A 22,301-nucleotide genomic window follows, 5' to 3' on the forward strand; every position below is an offset into this window, starting at 1 on the left:
CGTGAACTCCTACCGATAGTCGCTGTAGCCGTAGTCGTCCAACGGCACCGCGGCACCGGTGGCCTGGCCGAAGTCCGGGCTGTAGTACTGATCCTCGTAAGACGGGATCGTGTACGCCGCAGCGCGGGCTTCTTCGGTCGGCTGCACCTGGATGTTGCGGTAGCGGTTGATACCGGTACCGGCCGGGATCAGCTTGCCGATGATCACGTTCTCCTTCAGACCCTGCAGCTTGTCGCTGCGGCAGTTGATCGCCGCATCGGTGAGCACGCGGGTGGTCTCCTGGAACGACGCCGCCGACAGCCACGAATCGGTGGCCAGCGACGCCTTCGTGATACCCATCAGCACCGGACGACCGGCCGCGGGCTCGCCGCCCTCGGCGACCACCCGACGGTTCTCGGTCTCGAACTCGCCACGTTCGGTCAGCGAGCCGGGCAGGAACTCCGTGCTGCCCGAGTCGATGATCGTGACGCGACGCAGCATCTGCCGGACGATGACCTCGATGTGCTTGTCGTGGATCGACACGCCCTGAGCGCGGTAGACCTCCTGGACCTCCTTGACGAGGTGGATCTGCACCTCGCGGGGGCCCTGGACACGCAGCACCTCGTGCGGGTCGGCAGCACCTTCCATCAGCTGCTGCCCCACCTCGACGTGGTCGCCGTCGGCGAGCAGGCGCTCGGTGCCGTCGTCGTGCTTGAACACCTTCAGGCGCTGACGACGGGAGAGCTTGTCGTACACCACTTCTTCGCCGCCATCGTCGGGAACGATGGTGATCTTGTAGAAGCGCTCGCCCTCCTCGAGTTGCACCCGGCCGGTGACGTCGGCGATCGGCGCCTTGTTCCGCGGGATGCGGGCCTCGAACAGCTCCTGCACGCGAGGCAGACCACCAGTGATGTCCTCACCGACGCCGCCCTGGTGGAACGTGCGCATGGTCAGCTGCGTGCCGGGCTCGCCGATGGACTGCGCGGCGACGATGCCGACGGCCTCACCGATGTCGACGAGCTTGCCCGTCGCCATCGAGCGGCCGTAACACATCGCGCACACGCCGGTGCCCGTGGCACAGGTCAGCACGGAGCGGACCTTCACCTCGGTGATGCCCGCGGCCAGCAGCGCCTCGATCGCCGGGTCGCCCAGGTCGTGACCGCGCTCGACGACCACGTTGCCGTCCTTGTCGACGGCGTCGGTGGCCAGCGTCCGCGCGTAGGCCGACGTCTCGATGTGCTGATCGCGCACCAAGGCTGCGTCTTTTCCGGAGCCCTGCAGCTCGGCCAGCGTGACGTTGATGCCGCGCTCGGTCTCGCAGTCGGTCTCGCGAACGATGACGTCTTGGCTCACGTCGACCAGACGACGGGTCAGGTAACCCGAGTCGGCGGTACGAAGAGCGGTGTCCGCCAGGCCCTTTCGGGCACCGTGGGTGTTGATGAAGTACTCCAGCACCGTCAGGCCCTCGCGGAACGAGGACTTGATCGGACGCGGGATGAACTCACCCTTCGGGTTGGTCACCAGACCCTTCATGCCGGCCAGGGTCCTGGTCTGCGTGAAGTTACCCGTGGCACCCGAGTCGACGATCGTGATGATCGGGTTGTCCTTCGGGTAGTGCGCCCGCAGCGCCTCGCCGACCTCTTCGGTGGCGTCCTGCCAGATCTTGACCAGTGCGTCGTTGCGCTCGTCGTGGTTGAGAGCACCGCGCTGGTACTTCTTCTCGATCTGGTCGGCTTCCTTCTCGTAGCGGTCCAGGATCTCCTGCTTCTGCGGTGGCACCAACACATCGGCCATCGACACAGTGACACCCGAACGGGTGGCCCAGTAGAAGCCGGCGTCCTTGAGCTTGTCCACGGTCTGCGCGACCACGATCATGGGGTAGCGCTCGGCGAGATCGTTGACGATCCGCGCCTGGACCTTCTTGTGCATCTGCTCGTTGACGAACGGATAGCCGTGCGGCAGAAGCTCGTTGAACATCACCCGGCCCAGCGTGGTTTCCGCGGTCCAGGCGTCGCCCGGCTTCCAGCCCTCCGGAAACAGCTCGGCTTCCAGATCGGCGGACGGACGCAGCTGCGTCAACCGCACGCGGATCTTGGCCCGCACCGACAGCGCACCGCGGTCCATCGCCATGATGGCCTCGGCGGGCGAGCTGTACACACCGGTCTCCGGCTGATCCTTGGCGGCAGGCGTGTACTCGCCGGCATCGCCCTCGATCATCGTCGTCAGGTAGAACAGGCCGGTCACCATGTCCAGACGCGGCATGGCCAACGGCCGACCCGACGCCGGGGACAGGATGTTGTTCGACGACAGCATCAGGATGCGTGCCTCGGCCTGCGCCTCCGCCGACAGCGGAAGGTGCACGGCCATCTGGTCACCGTCGAAGTCGGCGTTGAACGCCTCGCAGACCAACGGGTGCAGCTGAATGGCCTTGCCCTCCACCAGCTGCGGCTCGAAGGCCTGAATACCGAGGCGGTGCAGCGTCGGCGCACGGTTCAGCAGAACCGGATGCTCGGCGATGACCTCTTCGAGGACATCCCACACCTGCGGACGCTGACGCTCGACCATGCGCTTGGCGCTCTTGATGTTCTGCGCGTGGTTGAGATCCACCAGACGCTTCATCACGAACGGCTTGAACAGCTCCAGAGCCATCAGCTTGGGCAGACCGCACTGGTGCAGCTTGAGCTGCGGGCCGACCACGATGACCGAACGGCCGGAGTAGTCGACGCGCTTACCGAGCAGGTTCTGGCGGAACCGACCCTGCTTGCCCTTCAACAGATCCGACAGCGACTTGAGCGGACGGTTGCCCGGTCCGGTGACCGGACGGCCGCGGCGGCCGTTGTCGAACAGCGCGTCCACCGACTCCTGCAGCATGCGCTTCTCGTTGTTGACGATGATCTCCGGCGCGCCGAGATCGATCAGTCGCTTCAACCGGTTGTTGCGGTTGATCACGCGGCGGTACAGGTCGTTGAGGTCCGACGTCGCGAACCGGCCACCATCGAGCTGCACCATCGGGCGCAGCTCCGGCGGGATCACCGGAACGGCGTCGAGCACCATGCCCATCGGCGAGTTGCTCGACTGCTGGAACGCCGCGACCACCTTGAGCCGCTTCAGCGCACGGAGCTTCTTCTGCCCCTTGCCACTTCGGATGACCTCGCGCAGCTCCTCGGCCTCGGCCTCGATGTCGAAGTTCTCGATGAGCTTCTTGATCGCCTCGGCGCCCATCGCACCGGTGAAGTACTCGCCGTAACGGTCCTGCAGTTCCCGGTAGAGCACCTCATCGACGACGAGCTGCTTGGGCGCCAGCTTGGTGAAGGTGGTCCAGATCTCCTCGAGCCGGTCCAGCTCGCGCTGGGCCCGGTCGCGGATCTGACGCATCTCGCGCTCGCCACCGTCGCGCACCTTGCGGCGCACGTCGCTCTTGGCGCCTTCCTTCTCCAGCTCGGCCAGGTCGGCCTCGAGCTTCTGGGACCGCTCGGCCAGATCGAGATCGCGCTGATCCTCAACGGCCTTGCGCTCCACGGCCATTTCGGCTTCCAGCGTGGACAGCTCGTTGTGGCGCATCTCGTCGTCGACGGCGGTGATGACGTAGGCGGCGAAGTAGATGATCTTCTCGAGATCCTTCGGCGCCAGGTCGAGCAGATAGCCCAGCCGCGAAGGCACACCCTTGAAGTACCAGATGTGCGTTACGGGTGCGGCCAACTCGATGTGGCCCATCCGCTCACGACGCACCTTGGCGCGAGTGACCTCGACGCCGCAGCGCTCACAGATGATGCCCTTGAAGCGGACGCGCTTGTACTTGCCGCAGTAGCACTCCCAGTCGCGAGTCGGTCCGAAGATCTTCTCGCAGAACAGGCCGTCCTTCTCCGGCTTCAGCGTGCGGTAGTTGATGGTCTCGGGCTTCTTGACCTCGCCGAATGACCAGTTGCGGATGTCGTCCGCGGTCGCGAGACCGATACGGAGTTCATCGAAGAAGTTGACGTCTAGCACGTAACTCCCTTTCCCCTTTCGGGACTAGAAAACTATTAGGCCAAATCCTCGACAGAGGCAGATTCGTTGCGCGACAAGTTGATTCCCAGGTTCGCCGCAGCGCGCTCCAGGTCCTCGTCGTCGCCGTCACGCATCTCGATCGCGGCGCCGTCACTCGACAGCACCTCGACGTTGAGGCACAGCGACTGCAATTCCTTGAGCAACACCTTGAACGACTCGGGGATGCCCGGCTCGGGGATGTTCTCGCCCTTGACGATCGCCTCGTACACCTTGACCCGGCCGACGGTGTCGTCGGACTTGATGGTCAACAGCTCCTGCAGCGTGTAGGCCGCGCCGTAGGCCTGCATGGCCCAACATTCCATCTCGCCGAACCGCTGGCCACCGAACTGCGCCTTACCGCCCAGCGGCTGCTGGGTGATCATCGAGTACGGCCCGGTGGAGCGAGCGTGAATCTTGTCGTCCACCAAGTGGTGCAGCTTGAGGATGTACATGTAGCCCACCGTCACCGGATACGGGAACGGCTCGCCACTGCGACCGTCGAACAGCATCGCCTTGCCGTCCTCGTCGACGAGCGTCTCGCCGTCGCGGTTGGGCAGCGTGGACCCCAGCAGACCCTGCAGCTCGTTCTCGCGGGCACCGTCGAACACCGGTGTCGAGACGATACTTCCCGGCTCGGACTCCAGCAGCTCCTTGGGCAGCGCGTTCGCCCAGTCCGGTGAACCGTTGATCTTCCAGCCGCTCTTGGCCACCCACCCGAGGTGGGTCTCCAGGATCTGACCGATGTTCATACGACGCGGCACACCGTGGGTGTTCAAGATGATGTCCACCGGGGTGCCGTCAGGCAGGAACGGCATGTCCTCGACGGGCAGGATCTTGCCGATGACGCCCTTGTTGCCGTGGCGTCCGGCCAGCTTGTCGCCGTCGGAGATCTTGCGCTTCTGCGCGACGTAGACGCGGACCAACTCGTTGACGCCGGCGGGCAGCTCGTCGTCATCCTCGCGGGAGAACACGCGGATGCCGATGACCTTGCCGGACTCACCGTGGGGCACCTTGAGCGACGTGTCGCGGACCTCGCGCGCCTTCTCACCGAAGATCGCACGGAGCAGCCGCTCCTCCGGGGTCAGCTCGGTCTCACCCTTCGGGGTGACCTTGCCGACCAGGATGTCGCCGTCGCGGACCTCGGCACCGATGCGGACGATGCCGCGCTCGTCGAGGTCGGCCAGCACCTCATCGGAGACGTTCGGGATGTCCCGGGTGATCTCCTCGGCGCCCAACTTGGTGTCGCGGGCGTCGATCTCGTGCTCCTCGATGTGAATCGAGGTGAGCACGTCCTCTTCCACCAGGCGGTTGGACAGGATGATCGCGTCCTCGTAGTTGTGGCCCTCCCACGGCATGATCGCCACGAGCAGGTTCTTGCCCAGCGCCATCTCACCGTTCTCGGTGCACGGCCCGTCGGCGATGACCTGACCCGCCTCGACCCGCTGGCCGGCGTCCACGATCGGACGCTGGTTGGCGCAGGTGCCGTGGTTCGACCGCGCGAACTTGCGCATCCGGTAGGTGTGCCGGGTGCCGTCGTCGGCCATCACGGTGACGTAGTCGGCCGAGACCTCCTCGATCACGCCCGCCTTGTCGGCGACGACGACGTCGCCGGCGTCGATCGCGGCACGCAACTCCATCCCGGTGCCGACCAGCGGGGCCTCGCTGCGCACCAGCGGAACCGCCTGGCGCTGCATGTTGGCACCCATCAGGGCGCGGTTGGCGTCGTCGTGCTCGAGGAACGGGATCATGGCCGTCGCGACCGACACCATCTGGCGCGGCGAGACGTCCATGTAGTCCACCTCGCTCGACGAGATCTGCTCGACCTCGCCGCCCTTGCGGCGGACCAGGACGCGCTCCTCGACGAAGCGGCCCTTGTCATCGATCGGCGAGTTGGCCTGCGCCACGACGTGGCGGTCCTCCTCGTCGGCGGTCAGGTACTCGATGTCATCCGTAACAACACCGTCCTTGACCTTGCGGTACGGCGTCTCGATGAAGCCGAACGGGTTCACCCGCGCGTACACCGACAGCGAGCCGATCAGGCCGATGTTCGGACCCTCCGGAGTCTCGATCGGGCACATGCGACCGTAGTGCGAGGGGTGCACGTCGCGGACCTCGAGGCCGGCGCGCTCACGGGACAGCCCGCCGGGACCCAGCGCCGACAGGCGGCGCTTGTGGGTCAGACCCGACAGCGGGTTGTTCTGGTCCATGAACTGCGACAGCTGGCTGGTGCCGAAGAACTCCTTGATCGCGGCCACGACGGGACGGATGTTGATCAAGGTCTGCGGCGTGATCGCCTCGACGTCCTGCGTCGTCATGCGCTCACGCACGACGCGCTCCATCCGCGACAGGCCGACCCGGATCTGGTTCTGGATCAGCTCGCCGACGGTGCGCAGACGACGGTTGCCGAAGTGGTCGATGTCATCGACCTCGACGGGAACCTCGACACCACCCGGAACGGTCATCGTCTTATCGCCCTGATGCAGGCGCACCAGGTACTCGATGGTGGCGACGACGTCCTCTTCGGTCAGCGTGGTCGCCGTGGTCTGTTCCGGATTCTCGGTGATGCCCAGCTTCTTATTGACCTTGTAGCGGCCGACGCGGGCCAGGTCGTAGCGCTTCTCCTTAAAGAACAGGTTCTCCAGCAGGGTCTGCGCGGACTCCTTGGTCGGCGGCTCGCCCGGGCGCAGCTTGCGGTAGATGTCGAGCAGCGCCTCGTCGGTTCCGGCGGTGTTGTCCTTCTCCAGCGTCGACATCATGATCTCGGAGAAGCCGAACCGCTCCGTGATCTGCTCGCTGGTCCAACCGAGCGCCTTGAGCAGCACGGTGACCGGCTGACGGCGCTTGCGGTCGATGCGCACCCCGACGGTGTCGCGCTTGTCGACGTCGAACTCCAGCCACGCACCGCGGCCGGGGATCACCTTGACGCTGTGCAGCGTCTTCTCGGTGGACTTGTCGATGTTCTCGTCGAAGTAGACGCCCGGCGAGCGGACCAGCTGGCTCACCACGACACGCTCGGTGCCGTTGATGATGAACGTGCCCTTCTCGGTCATCATCGGGAAGTCGCCCATGAAGACCGTCTGGCTCTTGATCTCACCGGTGTTGTTGTTGATGAACTCCGCGGTGACGAACAGCGGCGCCGCGTACGTCATGTCCTTGTCTTTGCACTCGTCGACGGGGGCCTTGACCTCGTCGAAGCGCGGATCGGAGAAGGACAGCGACATCGAGCCGGAGAAGTCCTCGATCGGGCTCAGCTCGGAGAGCACCTCTTCGAGGCCACCAACGGGGTTCTCCTCGCCGCGCTCCTTGGCCTTCTCACGCCAGGCCTCGGAGCCGATCAGCCATTCGAAAGACTCGGTTTGAACGTCAAGAAGCCCGGGAACCTCGAGGGGCTCACGGAGCTTTGCAAAGGAAATTCGGTTTGGTGCTCCGGGGACGGAGTTTTTAGTAGCTTCTGCTGTCTTGCTTGGGCGGGACCCTGCCAAGATGCATCCTTCCAGCACCTCATGCGACTATCGTCCCGGTAGACCACCGGTCCGTTTCGTCGCGATATCTGCGTCGGTTCGGCTGGCCACTCACGACCACAAACTTCCCGAACGCACGGCACGCGACTAGATCACTGAGCTGGGCTCAGGCTAGGACATCGGTGTCAGGTGCGGGTTTAGGTGGGCAGGATGCAGCCAGCGCAACGTCCAACAGTACCGCAGGACGGCGTATTCCTCAACATCCGCAAAACATCCACAACCCAACCGCATGTATGGCACGCATCGGGGCGCTGGCTGGCGACTCGATCCTTCTCATACGTCCATACATTGCTGCAGAACAGATTGGCCCCTCGGCGGCTTCCCGTCAAGAGATAACACGGGTTGTTGTGGAGTTTTGCGTCAGGCGGCGATCGCGTTGCTGCAGTGCCCGGACCCGGTCGAGCCCACCGATTCGCGGACGCATACCGGATCCATAGAGAACAAGCCGTCGGCCAACGGCATGAACGGCTCCAGGAAGTTCAGCAGGAACGGCTTGGTCAGGGTGTTGGGCAGCGCGACCACGGTGGCCCTGCCCGCCGGGGTGTCGAAGCTGTACTGCTCGCCGGGCTGCAGGTAGACGCCCTCCTTGGCCCCCTCCGGGTCGAACATGTCGTTGACCCAACCGACCATCAGCATCTGCGCGGCCGCGGAGTTCTCGGGGCGCGAGAACCCGGCGACCAGCTCCTGCGCGAACTGAATCAGTGGATTGCCGCCCCGCATGGCGTCGACGTGTGAGCCGTTGACGAGCGTTACGCCGACGAATTGGCCGGGCCGCGCCGCAAGGGTCGCGTCGAGGCCGGCGCCGAAGTTGTTCCACATGTAGACCGGCGCGGCGAGCTGATAGATCGGGATATCCTGCGGAACCTTCCTCAGCGACTCCGTCATCACCGCCGGGTCGCCGAGCGCGACACCGTCGAGCAGCACCACCCCGGCGAGCCGGTCGACGGTTTGCTTGTCGACCATGTAGCCGGCCACGCCCGAGACGGCACCGCCGCCGAGCGAGTGGCCCATCAGCACGACGCGATCCGGGATCGGGCCGGAATAGCCGGCGGCGCGCGCGCTCTCGAGCAACGCGGTGTTCTCGTCGTCGAACAGTCCCGCCATCGCCTCGTGCATCGGCGCACCTCCCAGCCAGCATCCGTCGAGAGCGAAGAAGTTCGAGCTGACCGACGGCGCGACCACGATGCTGTTGGTGCGTTCCGCCAGCGCGGCCGCGGTGTGGCTGTACCACGGGGCGCTGGCGAGGAAGCCGTGCTGCAGATAGACCAGCCGATCAGGCGGTGGCGCGCCTTCGGCTGTCTGCGGGATGTACCAGTCGGCGGGCACCTCCACCCCTTCCCCTTCGGCGCATGCGCAGTCGATTCGCAGCGTCGAGGAGCGCACGGTGACCGTGCTGTTGGGCGGCAGGATCGGCGGGCCGCCCAGGAGCCGGGTCGCGACGGCGTAGAGGTCGAACACGATCGTGCCGATCACCCGCAGGATGAGCGGGATCTGGGGTGCGGTCGCGGTGGTCACCGCCGGTGGCGCCGACGCGAAGGCCACCGCGTGCACACCGATTTCCTCGGTGTCCTCGACGACGGTGGCGGCCGGCTGTTCGAGGACGACCGCAGTGCGTTCCTCGGCGGCGGCCGGGTCGACGGTGCGGTCGATTTCGGCGACGAGCGCGGCCTTCTTGACGGCCGTGTCTTCGGTGGGGCCGGTGGTGGTTTCCCGGGTGGCGGTGGCGGCGTTCGGAGAGAGCACGGCCGTCGCCCGCTGGTCTGTGTGGTCACGGTTCGAGCGTGACGTCGCGACCTCTTCGATCACCTCGGCGTCGGTCGTGGGTACCTCGTTCGCGGAATCGTCGACCACCGGTTGCTCGGTCACGGGCTGCTCGACCACCGGCTGCTCCACCACGGCGTCGGTGGCCGGAGAATCGTCGGTGACCGTGGCGGCCATTTCGGCGTCCTTTGCCTCAGCTGTTGCGGTGTCGGCGTCTTTCGGCGTCGCCGCGGGCCTATTCCGGTCGGCGCTCCGGTCCGCCTCGTCGGTGGCGTCGGAACTCTTCGCATCCTTCGTGTCGTCGGGCGCCTTCGCGCCGACGCGGGTGCGTGGCGCGACGCCGGTCGTGCGCGCGGTGGCTGCGTTCGAGGCCCGGGACGAGGCGGTGCTTGCCGACGATTCGCCGGCGGCCGAATCCTTCGCACTGTCAGCGGAATTCGACGACTCGGAGGACGCGGACCCACCGCCATCCGACGACGAACCGTCGTCGGCGATCGCCGCACCCGCACCGGCGAGGATTGCCACCGACAGTCCCGCGGTGACGACACCCGCTCTCAACCACACCAGAAACCGGTCGACCATGACCTCTCCCGCTCGACGACGGGAGAAAGATAACGGGTTTGCTGGCCGCGAACCGGCCTTATGCGAAAGTTTGCGCGTGCCGGGATGGCGCGACCACCGAGGCGACCCGCTCGACACGCACCGGGACACCGGTCAACCGGGCCATCCCGGCCAGGCTCTCGATATCGGCCGGATCGCTGGACATCAACAGGTTGACATTGGCGCCGCCCGCGTCGTTGGCGACCCGCCAGCCGGCCGTGCCCTTGTGTCCCCAACCATGCGGGACCGCAATCACGGAGGCCACGATGTCCTTGGTGGCGGTGACCGCAACCTCGATCTGGCCGTGCGGCGAGGTGATCCGGACGGTGTCGCCGTCGACGATGCCGGCGGCTGTCGCGTCGTCGACGTGCATGAGCGCTCGGTGCGTACGTTCACCGCGCATCAGGAGCGGCGAGTTGTGCATCCACGAGTTCTCCGACCGCGCCTCACGCATGCCGATCAGCCGCATCGGATAGCCGTCGGCGACGCGGCGACGCGACAGCTTGTCGACCTCGGCGGCGATCTCGTCGTGGCGCAGGCGCACCAGGCGGCCGCGGTAGACGACGATGTCCCGCAGCACGCCGGCCCGCAGATGGTCCGCCAGCACGACGCCGTGCGGACGGTTGCCGGTGAGTTTGGCGAAGCTCAATCCGCGCCGCAGGCCAAACCGGTCCCCGCCCTCGGCCAACCGGATCACGGCATCGGCGAGCGTCCGCGGGGTGAGTTGAACACGAAACGCCGACAACACCTTTCGCACACCGGCAAGCATCGTGAGGCCGGGCGTCGACCGCCACATCCTGGCGGTGAGATCGTCGATGATCTCCCACTCTGGGCGGGCCTGGCCCACCGGAGCGACGACGGCCTCGGTGGCTTGCCGGAACGGTGTGGGTTGCAGCGTCTGGAACGGCAGCGGGAAGTCGTCGCGTTCGTACATCGACGTCGCGGGCAGCACGTAATCGCAGTGCGCCAGCGTCTCGTTGAGGTAGAGGTCGATCCCGACCATCAGCTCCAGGGACTCCAACGCGGTCTCGAATTCGTCGCCGTTGGGCACGGAAAGCACTGGGTTGCCCGCACCGACGAACAAGGCCCTGACCTGTCCGCGTCCCGGCGTGGCGATCTCCTTGGCCATCACGCCCGCGGGTTCGGAACCGAGGACGGAGGGAAATCCGCCGATGCGTGACCGTTTGCGGGTGTAGACGGTGCGCAGTAGTGCCCCGCCGGCCTTGTTGAGCCACCGCTCCCCCGGCATGCCGAGCCGGCCGAACATGCTGCCGCCCGCCACGTCGAGATTGCCGGCCACCAGGTTGACGGCATCCAGCAGATACGTCGTCAGCGTCCCGTTCTCGCCGATGCTGGTGCCGACACGTCCGTACACCGCTGCCCGTTCGGTCCCGACCAGGTCGCGGGCCAGCGTGCGGACGGTGTCGGGGTCGATCCCGGTGTGCGCCTCGGTGACTTCGGGGTTGAACGGTTCGGCCAGCCGCTCGAGCCACTCCGCGCCGTTCGCTTGCTCCGCGAGGCGTCGGCGGTCGGCCAGGTTCTCACCGAACATCACATGCAATAAGGACAGCAGCAGGTAGGCGTCGCCGTCGGGGACGATGCCCAGCCACTCGAACTGCGCCGCCGTCTCGGTCCTGCGGGGATCGACGACCAGCACGCGGCCACCCCGCTTGACGATGTCGTGCATGCGGTCCCGGATCCGCGGCGCGGTGAGCACGCTGCCGTGTGAGATGACGGGGTTGGCGCCGATGACCACGAGGAAGTCGGTGCGCAACACATCGGGTACGGGCAGCGCAAGCGGCGACCCGTACAGCAACTGGCTGGCGACGAAGCGGTTGTTCACGTCCTGCGAGCCTGCGGTGAACACGTGCAGGCCCCGGCCGGGACCGCCGCGCAGACCGAGGCCGAATCCACCCATCAGCATGCTCAGGCTCAGCGTGTATGAGTAGCTGAACGCACCCGGGTTGCCGAAATACCAGCCGATCGCGCCCGCCCCGTGCCTGCGGTGGATCTCGGTGAGCCGACCAGCGATGTCGGTCATCGCCTCGTCCCAGCTAACGGGTTCGAAGCCTCCTTCGGATGTGGGGGCACCACCCGCTTGCGGGGGACCGCTTGCGCGAAGACCGTCAGCGCGAGCGCGTCGCCGCAGTGGCGTGGTGACCCGGTCGGGGTCGTTGACCACCTCGGTGAAGGCGATGCCCTTCTGGCAGGCGAATCCCGACGAGACGGGATGGTTCTTGTCGGGGCGCAGTTCGATCAGCCGGCCGTCCTCGACGGTCGCGATCATGCCGCACAGCGGTTCGCAGATCCGGCAGAACGTCGGATGATATTCGCGCGTCATCTCTTAGCGCGAGCGCTCATCGACGTCACATCGGCGGCCTACTGCTGTGCGCGCGGGATGGCGCCCGTCGGGGCTTCTTCATCGACGGTGCTGTGCCGGGCCGTCGTGGCGTCCGGGAAGGCGCTGCCCGAGTGGGTGTTCGAGCCTTCGAGGTCGGCACGGATGGCTTCCTGCGCCTTGGGCGGCAGGGTGTGCATGATCTCGCGCACCCGGGCCTGCCTGCGGTAGACGGCCTGGCGCTCCGGCATACCGGGCGTCGCCTGGATCTGCGGCGGCACACCCTCGATCTCCTCGACACCGCCGTCGTGGTGACCGGCGTCGATCATGGCCTGCTCTTCGGCCATCGTCGACTCGTCCTTCTCCTCGGACATACCGATCGGACCGATACGGCGACCGTTGAGGAACTGCCGCACGACGGGCTCGTCGCTGGTCAGCAGCACCTCGCGCGGACCGAACATCACCAGGTGCTTGCGGAACAGCATGCCCATGTTGTCGGGCACGGTGCGGGCGATGTTGATGTTGTGCGTCACGATGAGGATCGTGCAGTCGATCTGCGCGTTGATGTCGATCAGCAGCTGGGAAAGGTAGGCGGTACGAACCGGGTCCAGACCCGAGTCCGGCTCGTCGCAGAGGATGATCTGCGGATCGAGTACCAGGGAGCGGGCCAGCCCGGCACGCTTGCGCATACCACCGGAGATCTCGCCGGGGAACTTGTTCTCGTCGCCGGCCAGACCGACCAGCTCGAGCTTCTCCATGACGATCTGGCGGATTTCGCTTTCCTTCTTCTTGGTGTGCTCACGCAAGGGGAAAGCGGTGTTGTCGTAGAGGCTCATCGAGCCGAACAGCGCGCCGTCCTGGAACATCACGCCGAACAGCGTGCGGATCTCGTAGAGCTCCTTGGCGGTGCACTGGATCACGTCGGTGCCGTCGACGATGATGCTGCCGCGCTCCGGGCGCAGCAACCCGATCAGCGACTTCAAGAACACGGACTTGCCCGTACCGGAGGGGCCGAGCAGAACGCTCACCTCGCCGGGCGGCAAGTCGAATGTGACGTCCTCCCAGATTCGCTGGGGGCCGAAGGACTTGGTCAGTCCCTCAATCTGGATGCCAATGCCCACGCGAGATCCTTCCGCCAATCATCGTCACGCCACAGGCTTCACCGCTTGTGGCTTGAGTCACTGTAGCCTACCGCTTCCGGCCACAACACGAGTCTGGTGTCGATTGTGACCCACCGAGAAAACGACTGTGGGGCCGACCCGTTTGCTGGATCGACCCCACAGTTGTGGTAGTGCCGGCGAGCCGGCGTGGTGTTACTTGACGGTGACCGTCGCGCCCGCGGCCTCGAGCTTGGCCTTGGCGTCGTCGGCGGCGGCCTTGTCGACCTTCTCGAGCAGCGGCTTGGGAGCGCCGTCGACGAGGTCCTTGGCCTCCTTGAGACCCAGGCCGGAGACGATCTCGCGGACGACCTTGATGACGCCGATCTTCTTGTCGCCGGCACCCTCGAGGATGACGTCGAACTCAGACTGCTCCTCGGCGGCCTCGGCGGGGGCGCCACCGGCGGCGGGGCCGGCAGCCGCGACGGCGACCGGGGCAGCGGCGGTGACCTCGAAGGTCTCCTCGAACTTCTTGACGAACTCGGAGAGCTCCAGCAGCGTCAGTTCCTTGAACGCGTCGAGCAGCTCGTCGGTGGACAGCTTGGCCATGAGTGGTCCTTTCTGATTCTTACTTCTAGTTGCGATTTGCGGAGTCCTGGCGGCGGTCAGCGCCGGTGCGGCTCCACAAATCGCGGGTTGGGGTGGGTTAAGCGGCTTCTTCGCCGGCCTTCTTCTCTTGCAGAGCGGCGGCCAGCCGGGCGACCTGCGACGCCGGAGCGTTGAACAGGCCGGCGGCCTTGGACAGATTCGCCTTCATCGCGCCGGCCATCTTGGCCAGCAGCACCTCGCGCGACTCCAGGTCGGCGATGCGCTCGACCTCGGACACGCTCAGCGGGCGGCCGTCCATATAGCCGCCCTTGATGACGAGGGCCTTGTTGTCCTTGGCGAACTTCTTGATCGCCTTGGCGGCGTCGACGGCCTCGCCCTTGACGAACGCGATCGCGGTGGGACCGACGAACAACTCGTCGAGCCCCTCGATGCCCGCCTCCGCCGCGGCACGCTTGACCAGCGTGTTCTTGGCGACTGTGTAGGTGGCGGAATCACCGAGCGAACGGCGCAGGTCCTTGAGGTTGGCCACCGTCAGCCCGCGGTACTCGGTGACGAGCGTCGCCGAAGCCTCCTTGAACTGCTCGGCGATGTCGGCAACCGCGGTGGCCTTGTCAGCCTTGGCCATGCATGCCTCCTCGTGGATGGGGACCGTGGGCCGAGTGAGGGTTGCGGGGCCGAAAAACGACGAACGCCCCGACGCAGACAGGTCGGGGCGCACAAAGCTGTAGCCTCGTCCTCCTGCGTGGGCCGCCCGGGTGATCCGGGACCTTCAACCGATTGCTCGAGCTATGTGCTCTTCGCGCGAGCGCTCATCGGTGACCGACGGTCTTCGGTGGAACGCCGTCAAGAATAGCCGACCGCCCCCTCATCAGCCAAAACGCACCTCCCCCATCTCCGCGAGCGTGCGCGTTTGCCCACGACACGCCCCGATTTTCCAGCCGCTTGCGCACGCTCACCCGGTCGCGAGCGTGCACAAACCGCCTACACCCCGGCGAGTGCAGCGACCGCCAGCCCGAACACCACCACAAGGAGGCCCACCCGCCGCCAGTGCAGCCGGTCCCACTGGCGCGCCAGCCCGCGGTCGGCGTCGGCGCCGCCAGACCAGCGCCCGATCCGGTTGTTGATCGGCACCATCAGCGCCACGGTCGCCACCACCGCCAAGGCCATGGTCAGCGCCGCGGTGATGAACAGCCAGTCCACCCGCAACAGCACTGCGGCCACGATCAACACCACCAGCGCCCCTGCGTACCAGAACGGCATCACCGTGCCCAGCACCCGCCCGCTGTCGCTGCGGGCCTGCGCGAACGCCCCGTCGGGCAGCCGGCCCAGGACGGGGTTCAGGAACACCGCGACCGCGAGCTCGACGCCGACCAACGGTCCGACGATCAGCAGGGCCAGCACTCCAATGATTGGTTCCATCCCTCGACCGTGCCCGTTACGCTGCCACAAAACAAGGTACTGCCAAATTTGTCAGCTCAGGAGGAGTCGTGGCGGTTTCCAAGAAGGGCGTCAACGAATGCCCGATCGACACCGCGCTGACGGTCATCGACGGGCGGTGGAAGGGCACCATCCTGTGGCGACTTCAGGACGGTCCGATGCGCACCGCGGAACTGCGGCGCAGCATCCCCGACATCACCGAGCGCATGCTCATCCGCCATCTGCACGAGTTGGTCGCCGACGGCATCATCGACCGCCACGATGCCCGCACCGTGCCGCCGTGCGTGCACTACTCGATCTCGGAATACGGCATGACGCTTGCCCCGGTGCTGCAGAGCCTGTGCGACTGGGGCCGAAACCACATGGACCGCAGGCACTCCCGGCAGACACGAAAGCGCACGCAACCGGCTTAGTCAGCCGTCTCCCGTCTGCTGCCGCAGCAAGGCCGCCGCCCCGACGAGGCCCGCGTCGCCGCCGAGTTCGGCGGGCACCACCTCGATGCCGCGGATGAAGTCCAGCCCGGCGTAGGAGGCGAGTGCTTCCCGGACGGGGTCGAACAGCAGCGCCCCGGCCTTGGCCACGCCCCCGCCGATCGCGACCCGGTCCAGGTCGCAGACCGCGCCGACCGACGCGATCATCGCGCCCACCGCGACTGCACCACGGCGAAACGCGCTCAGCGCCAGGGGATCTCCTGCGTTGGCGGCGTCGGCCAGTTCCTTGGCGTCGGCATCGGCTGGCGCATCCCACCCCTGCTCCCGTGCCCACTGCGCCATGCGCGGGCCCCCGGCGATGGTCTCGACGCAACCGCGCCCGCCACACGTGCACGGCGCGCCGTCCGGATCGACGACGATGTGACCGACGTGGCCCGCGTTACCGGTCCGGCCGTCGTAGGGAGCGCCGTCGAGCACCAGTCCGCCGCCGACACCGGTCGAAACCACCATGCCGAGCAGGAAGTCGGCGCCGCGGCCCGCACCGCGCCAGTGCTCTCCCATCGCCATGCACAAACCATCGCCGGCGAGTCGCACCGGCGTGCCGACAACTGAAGCCACCCGCGAGACGATCGGAAACCGTTGCCACGAGCCGATATTGATCGGGCTGACGGTGCCGGCCGACAAGTCGATCGGCCCGGCCGAGGCGATCCCGACACCGCGGATCCGTCCACCGGCGGTCGCCAACGCCTCGGTGATCAGCGAATCCACCGCGGCCCAGGTCGTTTCCGCATCACCGTCCGGCGTCGGTGATGCGGTCCTGTGCACCAGCGTGCCCGCACCGTCGACGAGACCGACGGCGATCTTCGTGCCGCCGATATCGAGGGCGAGAGCGAGATCGGCCATCAGTGCCGGTGGGTGTTGTCGGGTTGACGGGGATCGCCGGGATGTTCATAGCCGGGGGCGAGTTCGACGGCCGCCACACACCGGACGTCCAGCCACAGCCGGAAGGCCCGGCGACGCGCGGCGGCACGCAGATGCGCGGCGACCTCCGCTGTATTGCTGAAGCGCAACGGGTTTCGCTCCTGGTACGACGCCACCTCGTCATCGGCGACGTCGATGCCCGCCGTCATCTCGGCGAACAAGGCGCGGGCCAGCGGGTCAGCCAGCAGCGAAGCCGCCACGCTGCCGATCTCCATCCGCACGGTCATGTCCGGCAGCACCTCGGCCTCGGACGGCGCGCCATCGACGTTCAACCCGCGTGCCGCGGCCTCCGTCGCCACGACGCGCTCGGCAACCAAGAGCTGGGTCAGCCAACGCCGCAGCTGCCGACCCTCGCTGGTGCCGGGACGCGGCAGCGAGGAGGAAATCCGCGAAGCCCGCAGCGAGGCTTCGCGCGCGTCGACCTCGTCGAGTGACACTGGCACACCGTCCACCGTCGCCGCGACGCCCGCCCATGCCGACGCGCTCACCGCACCGTCACCTTCACCGCGGGTGAATAGACGAGTTGTCCGGCGGCGGCCAATCGGATCAGCGCCCACCATTCGCCCGGTTCGACCCATTCCGGCGGTGCGACGTCAAAGCTGATCTCGGTCGTGCCCCTAGCGGTCAGCTCGACACCGGATACTCCCGGTCCCAACCATTCCCACGTGCCCCACGGGCTGATCAGGTGTGCTTCCACCGCCACGTCCGCGCACGCATCGGTACCGACCCTGACCCCGATACGGGACGTCTCACCGGCCACCACGTCGACCGACTCAGGCCCGGCGACGAGCCGCAACAGGGTGTCGTCGGGAGGCGCGTCGACCGCGACGACGCATACGTCCTCGACCACCTGACGCCACGACGGCGGAATCGAGACATGCGCACCCGTCAACGCGAGTTCGGCGCGTATCGGATACAGCCCCGGTGACACCGCTTTCGGTGGGGTCACGTTCACGGTGGTGTCGACGTATTCACCCGGAGGCAGCATGAACGGCAGTACGCCGGGTTCTGCGGTCCAGCCGTCCGGACACAGCAGCCGCACCCGACCGTGCAGAACCTCGTCGTAGCAATCGCTGGCCACGGTGAGACGAAGCTGCACTAAAGAATCCGACGCCATGATGTGCTGCGGGTGCAGGTGGGCGACGGCCGGCAGCCCGCCAAGCGGTGCCGGACCGCGGTTGTGCAGCCAGTACCTGGCATAGAGCGGCTGGGCCTGCTCCGCCTCCGGCGCGAGGACGGCATGGTCGGCATGCAGAACCTGCGGCAGATTGAACCGGGCCAACACGGTAGCGACCTCGAAACCGTGCAACGACAGCCCGTCCGGCGTCACCTCCTGCACGCGGGGTTGCTCGAGCAGATCCACCCGGACCGCGGCGGACACCCGGCGCAGCCCCGAGGTGACCGTGACTTCGGTTGTGCTGCCGATGGTTTCGACCAGCCGCATCGCGACCCCGTCAGATGGGTGTACCGGCCGCGCGCTGCCGCTTGCCAGTGGGTTGCCTGCGGCCTTCAGCGCACCGAGCCGCACCGAGCCCGCCGGCTGAATCTCCAACAACGATCCCGACGGCGGCAGGCCACCCGCCGCTCCTGACTTCTCCGTCACCGCCAGAAGCGGGTTCGAGAACTCGGCGCTGCGAGCGAAGACGCCTGCCCGGCGCCAGTCGCCGTCCCCCGAGACCAGCGCGTAGTCGAACGTGTGCGTCCAGTGCTGTAACTGGAAGTTGGACCCGTCCGGCGCCGTGCGGCGCGGCGGATCGATCCACGTGCCCGAGGGCCAACCGGTACACGACCGCATCAAGGAAAGATTCAGCGTGCCATCCGATTCGACGGCAAACCCGGGCACACCGCGGTTCAGCACCACCACCGTACGGTCCTCGAACGCTTCCATATCGGCAGGCGCCGACTGCTCGACGAGGATCTCGAAGTCGGCCAAGTCGTCGACCATACCCGCCACCACATCGTCCAGAACCGGGCCCGCGAGAACCAGCACCGGTAGTGCCCGCACATCGCGCAGGTCCGCGCTCGGCACCCACGCCTCCGCCAGCCGGACGGCCGCAGGCACCCAGACCCTGGCCGCACCGGTCGCATCGAGCTGTCGCTTCACCTCCTCGCGGTACACCGAATCGACGGCTTCGAGAATGGTTGTGGTGAACGCGTTTTCGCAAGGACCGCCGAGTGCGATCCGCACATCCGGAAGGTTCGAGTCGACGGCGAGATCACCGTAGCGCGGCCTGTCTGAGCCGCTGCACGTCGCGGTGACACCGCCGCGCGCAAGCGCAACCATCAGCGGTCGCGCCATCGCGGAATCGCTTTCGGTCGGCATGATCACCTCGGCAACCGAGACCGCCCGACACCCCTCGCCGACCCGGACCCGCACCGTCGACGACAGCCCGAACCAGCCGTATGCCGGGTTGTCCAGCGTCCACGGATGCGTCGCGGCGTCGACCGACGTTTCGCGGTCATGTTCGTGCAGCAGCGCGAACCCGCGTCCGATCACCGCGTCACCGACCTCGCTGACCGGCATCGCACCGGGCACCGGGCACGGCCAGCGCAGCCGCAACAGCTGGTCGGCGCCGGTGAATTCGTTGATCGTGGTCCGGCAGTCGACGCGCGCCACACCGTGCCACAGCGTGAGAACCTGCGTGTAGCGCAGCACATCGGCGACGACGCCCTCGATGACCAGCCGCTCCCCGAGCGCTCCGCGATAGGCCTGCACCGTGGCAGGCGAGGACGACGAGCGCGCCACCGGGCCCGTGGGCAGGAGGTGCCACGGCCCCTCACCCGCCTCGGGATGCGCCGGGTACTCGTCGTACACCGCCAACTCGTTGCCGACCTCACCGTCAGCGATCACCGACCGGCCCGAACCACATTCGACCAACGACTCGACCGCGCCGCCTCGTGACGGATCGACCCGCAACCGGTAATGGTCGTTGCCGATCTCGTTTCCGCTCACCGGTTCCCACGCCACTGCCGCGCCATCACCGTCCAGGAGCCGGTAGGACTGCCACCCCAGCGACGGCACATCGCGGGCGAGCCAGCTGACCGTGCGCCCGCCGTGCTCGACGTGAGCGGGCATCTCCTCGCCCGCAGAATCGACGACACGCACAGATTCGACCGCCTTCGGGATGTGAGCGGTGACGACGTCGGTGCGCCTGTGCGCGAGGGGATTCCATACGACAACCGGTTTGTCGACGGCTCCCGACAGCACAGCCAGCGCATGGTCACGGGCGGCCCTTCCCAGCTCCCACGCGTCTCGCCAGCTCGTCAGCAGGTCGAGGTACACCTGGTCGGATTCCGAGCCGGTGATCGCATCGTGGTGCGCGCCGTATGCCAATTGCACCCACGCCTTGGCCAGGGCCGCCTGAGGGTACGTGGCACCACCGAGAAGCCCGGCGAACACCGCGAACTTCTCGGCGTCGAGCACGACGTCTTCGGCAGCCCGGTTAGCCTGCTTGGTGTCGATGTAGGAGACGTCTTTGCCGGTGTAGATCGGGTTCATGTCCCGGGTCTGCGGCGACGCCTGAACACCGGCCTCGGCGAGTTCGGCGCGGACCGCGGCGAAGAACTGGCTGGGTATCGCGCAGATGAACCGCGGCCAGGTGTAGCGGGCGTTCCAATCTCGATGAATATCGGTGACCCACTTGTTCGGTGGCGTGTAGTCGGTGCCGACGGGCAGGAGCACATTGCGAGTCAGCGCCACCTTCTTCAACGACGTGAACAGTTGATAGGTCTCGGCTTCGGCGTCCGCCAGCGTCGGCGCCGAATCCATCCACCAACCGGCCGCGTAGTGAGCAGGCATGTAATGCGTCAGCAACCCGCGGCCGGACGGGGATAGCCAGTCGAATTCACTGCTGAACTGCATGCGCTGTGGGTCGCCGCCGCCGGCCATCGGGCCCCACTGATGGTGCGGGCCGCGGGCCCATGAACTCGACGTCAGCCCCGCATCAGCGGCCATCCCCGGAAACTGCGGGTCGTGGCCGAACTCGTCGAGCTGCCAGGCCGTCGCCGGGTCGGCTCCGAGTACGTCGCACTGAAACCCGATGCCGTGCACGAAGTTCCGGATGGTCGTCTCGGGACTGGTGAGGTTGGTGTTCGGCTCGTTGTACGTTCCGCCCATGATCTCGACGCGGCCCTCGGCGATGAAACGGCGCAGATCGTCGCGATCCTCGGGGTGGGTGTCCCAGAACGGTTTGAGGTAGTCGACCTCGGCCAGCACGAACTTGTATTCCGGTTCCCTGCGGGCCATTTCGAGATGAGCGCTGACCAGATCGAAGCCGTTGGTCTGGCGGCACCGGCCCGGCGGGTCCTCGCTCCACACACTGGTGTAGGCGGCCTGCGTGTTCCACCACACCGGGTCGTAATGAAAGTGGCTGATCATGTACATCGTCCAGCCGGGTTCGGCGACGGTGAAGACGAACGGCGTGATGCCGTCGCCCGTGACGACCTGCGCCGGCCGCTGCTCACCGGGGACCGGGTCGATGACGGTGACCGCCACCTCCACGGTGCCGTCGCCGACCGCCGCTCGCGCGTGGCCCGCCAGCCCGTCGCCGTCGACGCGCACCTCGCCGGCCCCATCGGTGTAGGTCACCCGCACGATCTGCGACAGCGCGTCCGCGGGCCCGACGAACAGATCCGTCGACTCCGCCGAAATGACCCGCACAACCAAACCCTACGGCGGTTTCGGTCGACGGTCGGCGCAGCTGAGAAATCAGGCGCGGGTGATGTCGACGACGAGTGCGCGGTGGTCCGAGATCGGAAGCGAAGGCGCGCAGCACCGCTGCACCCGCAGGCCACTGTCGTCGGTGACGATGTGGTCGAGTTGACGGTCGGGCTCATCGGCCGGGAACGTGACCGCCGAGGCGAGCGGTCGCAGGCGGGTCCAGCGATGAATCGTTTGCGGCACCATGTTCAGATCACCCATCAGCACTCGCGGCGACGGGAAGCCGCGCATGTCACGCAGAAGTCGGCGCAGCTGCATCCGATTCCACCCCGGCACGAACGACAGATGGGTGTTGGCGACGGTCAGAGGCCCCAGCGGAGTGTTCAACTGGCCGACGACCGCCGCGCGCGGCTCCTCGTTGACGACCTTCACCCGGTTCGGTCCCGGCAGATACATCGGAAACGGCACCGGAATCCGCGGCAGCCGCAGCACCTGCCACGACTCGGCGGGAAACCGCGACAGCAGCGCGATGCCGTAGGCGGCGGTCCCCGGCTGTTCGTCGCCGGTGGCCGCCATCCACGTGGCACCGGGTGTGCCGGAGATCGCCGCCACGAACCGGTGGCTCACCGCACCCATCGCTTCGGCGGCGACCGCGGTCAGGTCGGCCATCCCCGAGCGCGGCTGGTCGAGGTCGACCTCCTGCAGGGCCAGAATGTCGGCGTCGAGTTCCCGGACGGCCTCCACGAGGCGGTCTCGGTGAACGAGCCCGTCGTGCACACTGCGCCCGTGCAAGATGTTGAAGGTGGCCATCCGCATCTGCATGGGTACTAGCTACCCACAATGGCTGCTAGCCCATCAGTC

At 66.9% G+C, this 22,301-nt stretch carries 13 protein-coding genes; 1 reads left to right on the forward strand and 12 read right to left on the reverse strand.

Features of this window, described 5'->3' with window-relative positions; all coding sequences use genetic code 11:
• Positions 1-9: 9 nt before the first annotated feature.
• The 8 genes from CEX88_RS09860 to CEX88_RS09895 all read right to left on the reverse strand — a co-directional run bounded on the left by CEX88_RS09860 (position 10) and on the right by CEX88_RS09895 (position 15,350).
• On the reverse strand, positions 10-3,966 hold the full coding sequence (locus CEX88_RS09860) for a DNA-directed RNA polymerase subunit beta' (protein ID WP_094293333.1): 3,957 nt from the start codon (positions 3,964-3,966) through the stop codon (positions 10-12).
• Between the two features lie 35 nt (positions 3,967-4,001).
• The gene (gene rpoB / locus CEX88_RS09865; RefSeq protein WP_094293422.1) at positions 4,002-7,487 is read right to left on the reverse strand and encodes a DNA-directed RNA polymerase subunit beta; all 3,486 of its coding nucleotides are present in this window, start codon (positions 7,485-7,487) and stop codon (positions 4,002-4,004) included.
• A gap of 399 nt (positions 7,488-7,886) precedes the next feature.
• On the reverse strand, positions 7,887-9,869 hold the full coding sequence (locus CEX88_RS09870) for a hypothetical protein (RefSeq protein ID WP_094293334.1): 1,983 nt from the start codon (positions 9,867-9,869) through the stop codon (positions 7,887-7,889).
• 58 nt (positions 9,870-9,927) lie between these two features.
• Positions 9,928-12,228 (reverse strand): molybdopterin-containing oxidoreductase family protein, encoded by a 2,301-nt coding sequence (locus tag CEX88_RS09875; RefSeq protein WP_094293335.1) that lies wholly within the window; start codon positions 12,226-12,228, stop codon positions 9,928-9,930.
• 38 nt (positions 12,229-12,266) lie between these two features.
• Positions 12,267-13,346: an ABC transporter ATP-binding protein gene (locus CEX88_RS09880; RefSeq protein WP_066849591.1), complete on the reverse strand. Its 1,080-nt coding sequence runs from the start codon at positions 13,344-13,346 to the stop codon at positions 12,267-12,269.
• Positions 13,347-13,538: 192 nt separating this feature from the next.
• Entirely contained in the window at positions 13,539-13,931 is a 393-nt protein-coding gene (gene rplL, locus CEX88_RS09885) for a 50S ribosomal protein L7/L12 (RefSeq protein WP_064345556.1), read from the reverse strand.
• 97 nt (positions 13,932-14,028) lie between these two features.
• Positions 14,029-14,556, reverse strand: coding sequence for a 50S ribosomal protein L10 (rplJ, locus tag CEX88_RS09890; RefSeq protein ID WP_059101516.1), 528 nt, complete (start codon positions 14,554-14,556; stop codon positions 14,029-14,031).
• Between the two features lie 356 nt (positions 14,557-14,912).
• Positions 14,913-15,350, reverse strand: a complete 438-nt coding sequence (locus CEX88_RS09895; RefSeq protein WP_094293336.1) for an anthrone oxygenase family protein — start codon at positions 15,348-15,350, stop codon at positions 14,913-14,915.
• 68 nt (positions 15,351-15,418) lie between these two features.
• On the opposite strand from CEX88_RS09895, the gene CEX88_RS09900 reads away from it, so the two are divergent.
• Positions 15,419-15,781, forward strand: a complete 363-nt coding sequence (locus CEX88_RS09900; protein WP_068201377.1) for a winged helix-turn-helix transcriptional regulator — start codon at positions 15,419-15,421, stop codon at positions 15,779-15,781.
• Here the strand turns inward: CEX88_RS09900 and CEX88_RS09905 are convergent, their stop codons facing one another.
• From CEX88_RS09905 to CEX88_RS09920, 4 genes are read right to left on the reverse strand one after another with little or no spacing between them, the layout of a single operon-like run.
• Positions 15,782-16,702 carry an ROK family protein gene (locus CEX88_RS09905; protein WP_094293337.1) on the reverse strand — a complete coding sequence of 307 codons (921 nt, stop codon included), beginning with the start codon at positions 16,700-16,702 and terminating at the stop codon, positions 15,782-15,784.
• Positions 16,702-17,268, reverse strand: a complete 567-nt coding sequence (locus CEX88_RS09910) for a DUF7158 domain-containing protein (protein WP_094293338.1) — start codon at positions 17,266-17,268, stop codon at positions 16,702-16,704. The genes CEX88_RS09905 and CEX88_RS09910 overlap by 1 nt, the downstream gene beginning before the upstream one ends.
• Positions 17,265-21,440: a glycoside hydrolase family 38 N-terminal domain-containing protein gene (locus CEX88_RS09915; protein ID WP_094293339.1), complete on the reverse strand. Its 4,176-nt coding sequence runs from the start codon at positions 21,438-21,440 to the stop codon at positions 17,265-17,267. Before CEX88_RS09915 ends, CEX88_RS09910 begins: the two co-directional genes overlap by 4 nt.
• Before the next feature lie 48 nt (positions 21,441-21,488).
• Entirely contained in the window at positions 21,489-22,256 is a 768-nt protein-coding gene (locus tag CEX88_RS09920) for an endonuclease/exonuclease/phosphatase family protein (RefSeq protein ID WP_064400210.1), read from the reverse strand.
• Positions 22,257-22,301 lie beyond the last annotated feature (45 nt).

The organism is Mycobacterium neumannii, assembly GCF_002245615.1.
Classification (GTDB): domain Bacteria; phylum Actinomycetota; class Actinomycetes; order Mycobacteriales; family Mycobacteriaceae; genus Mycobacterium; species Mycobacterium neumannii_A.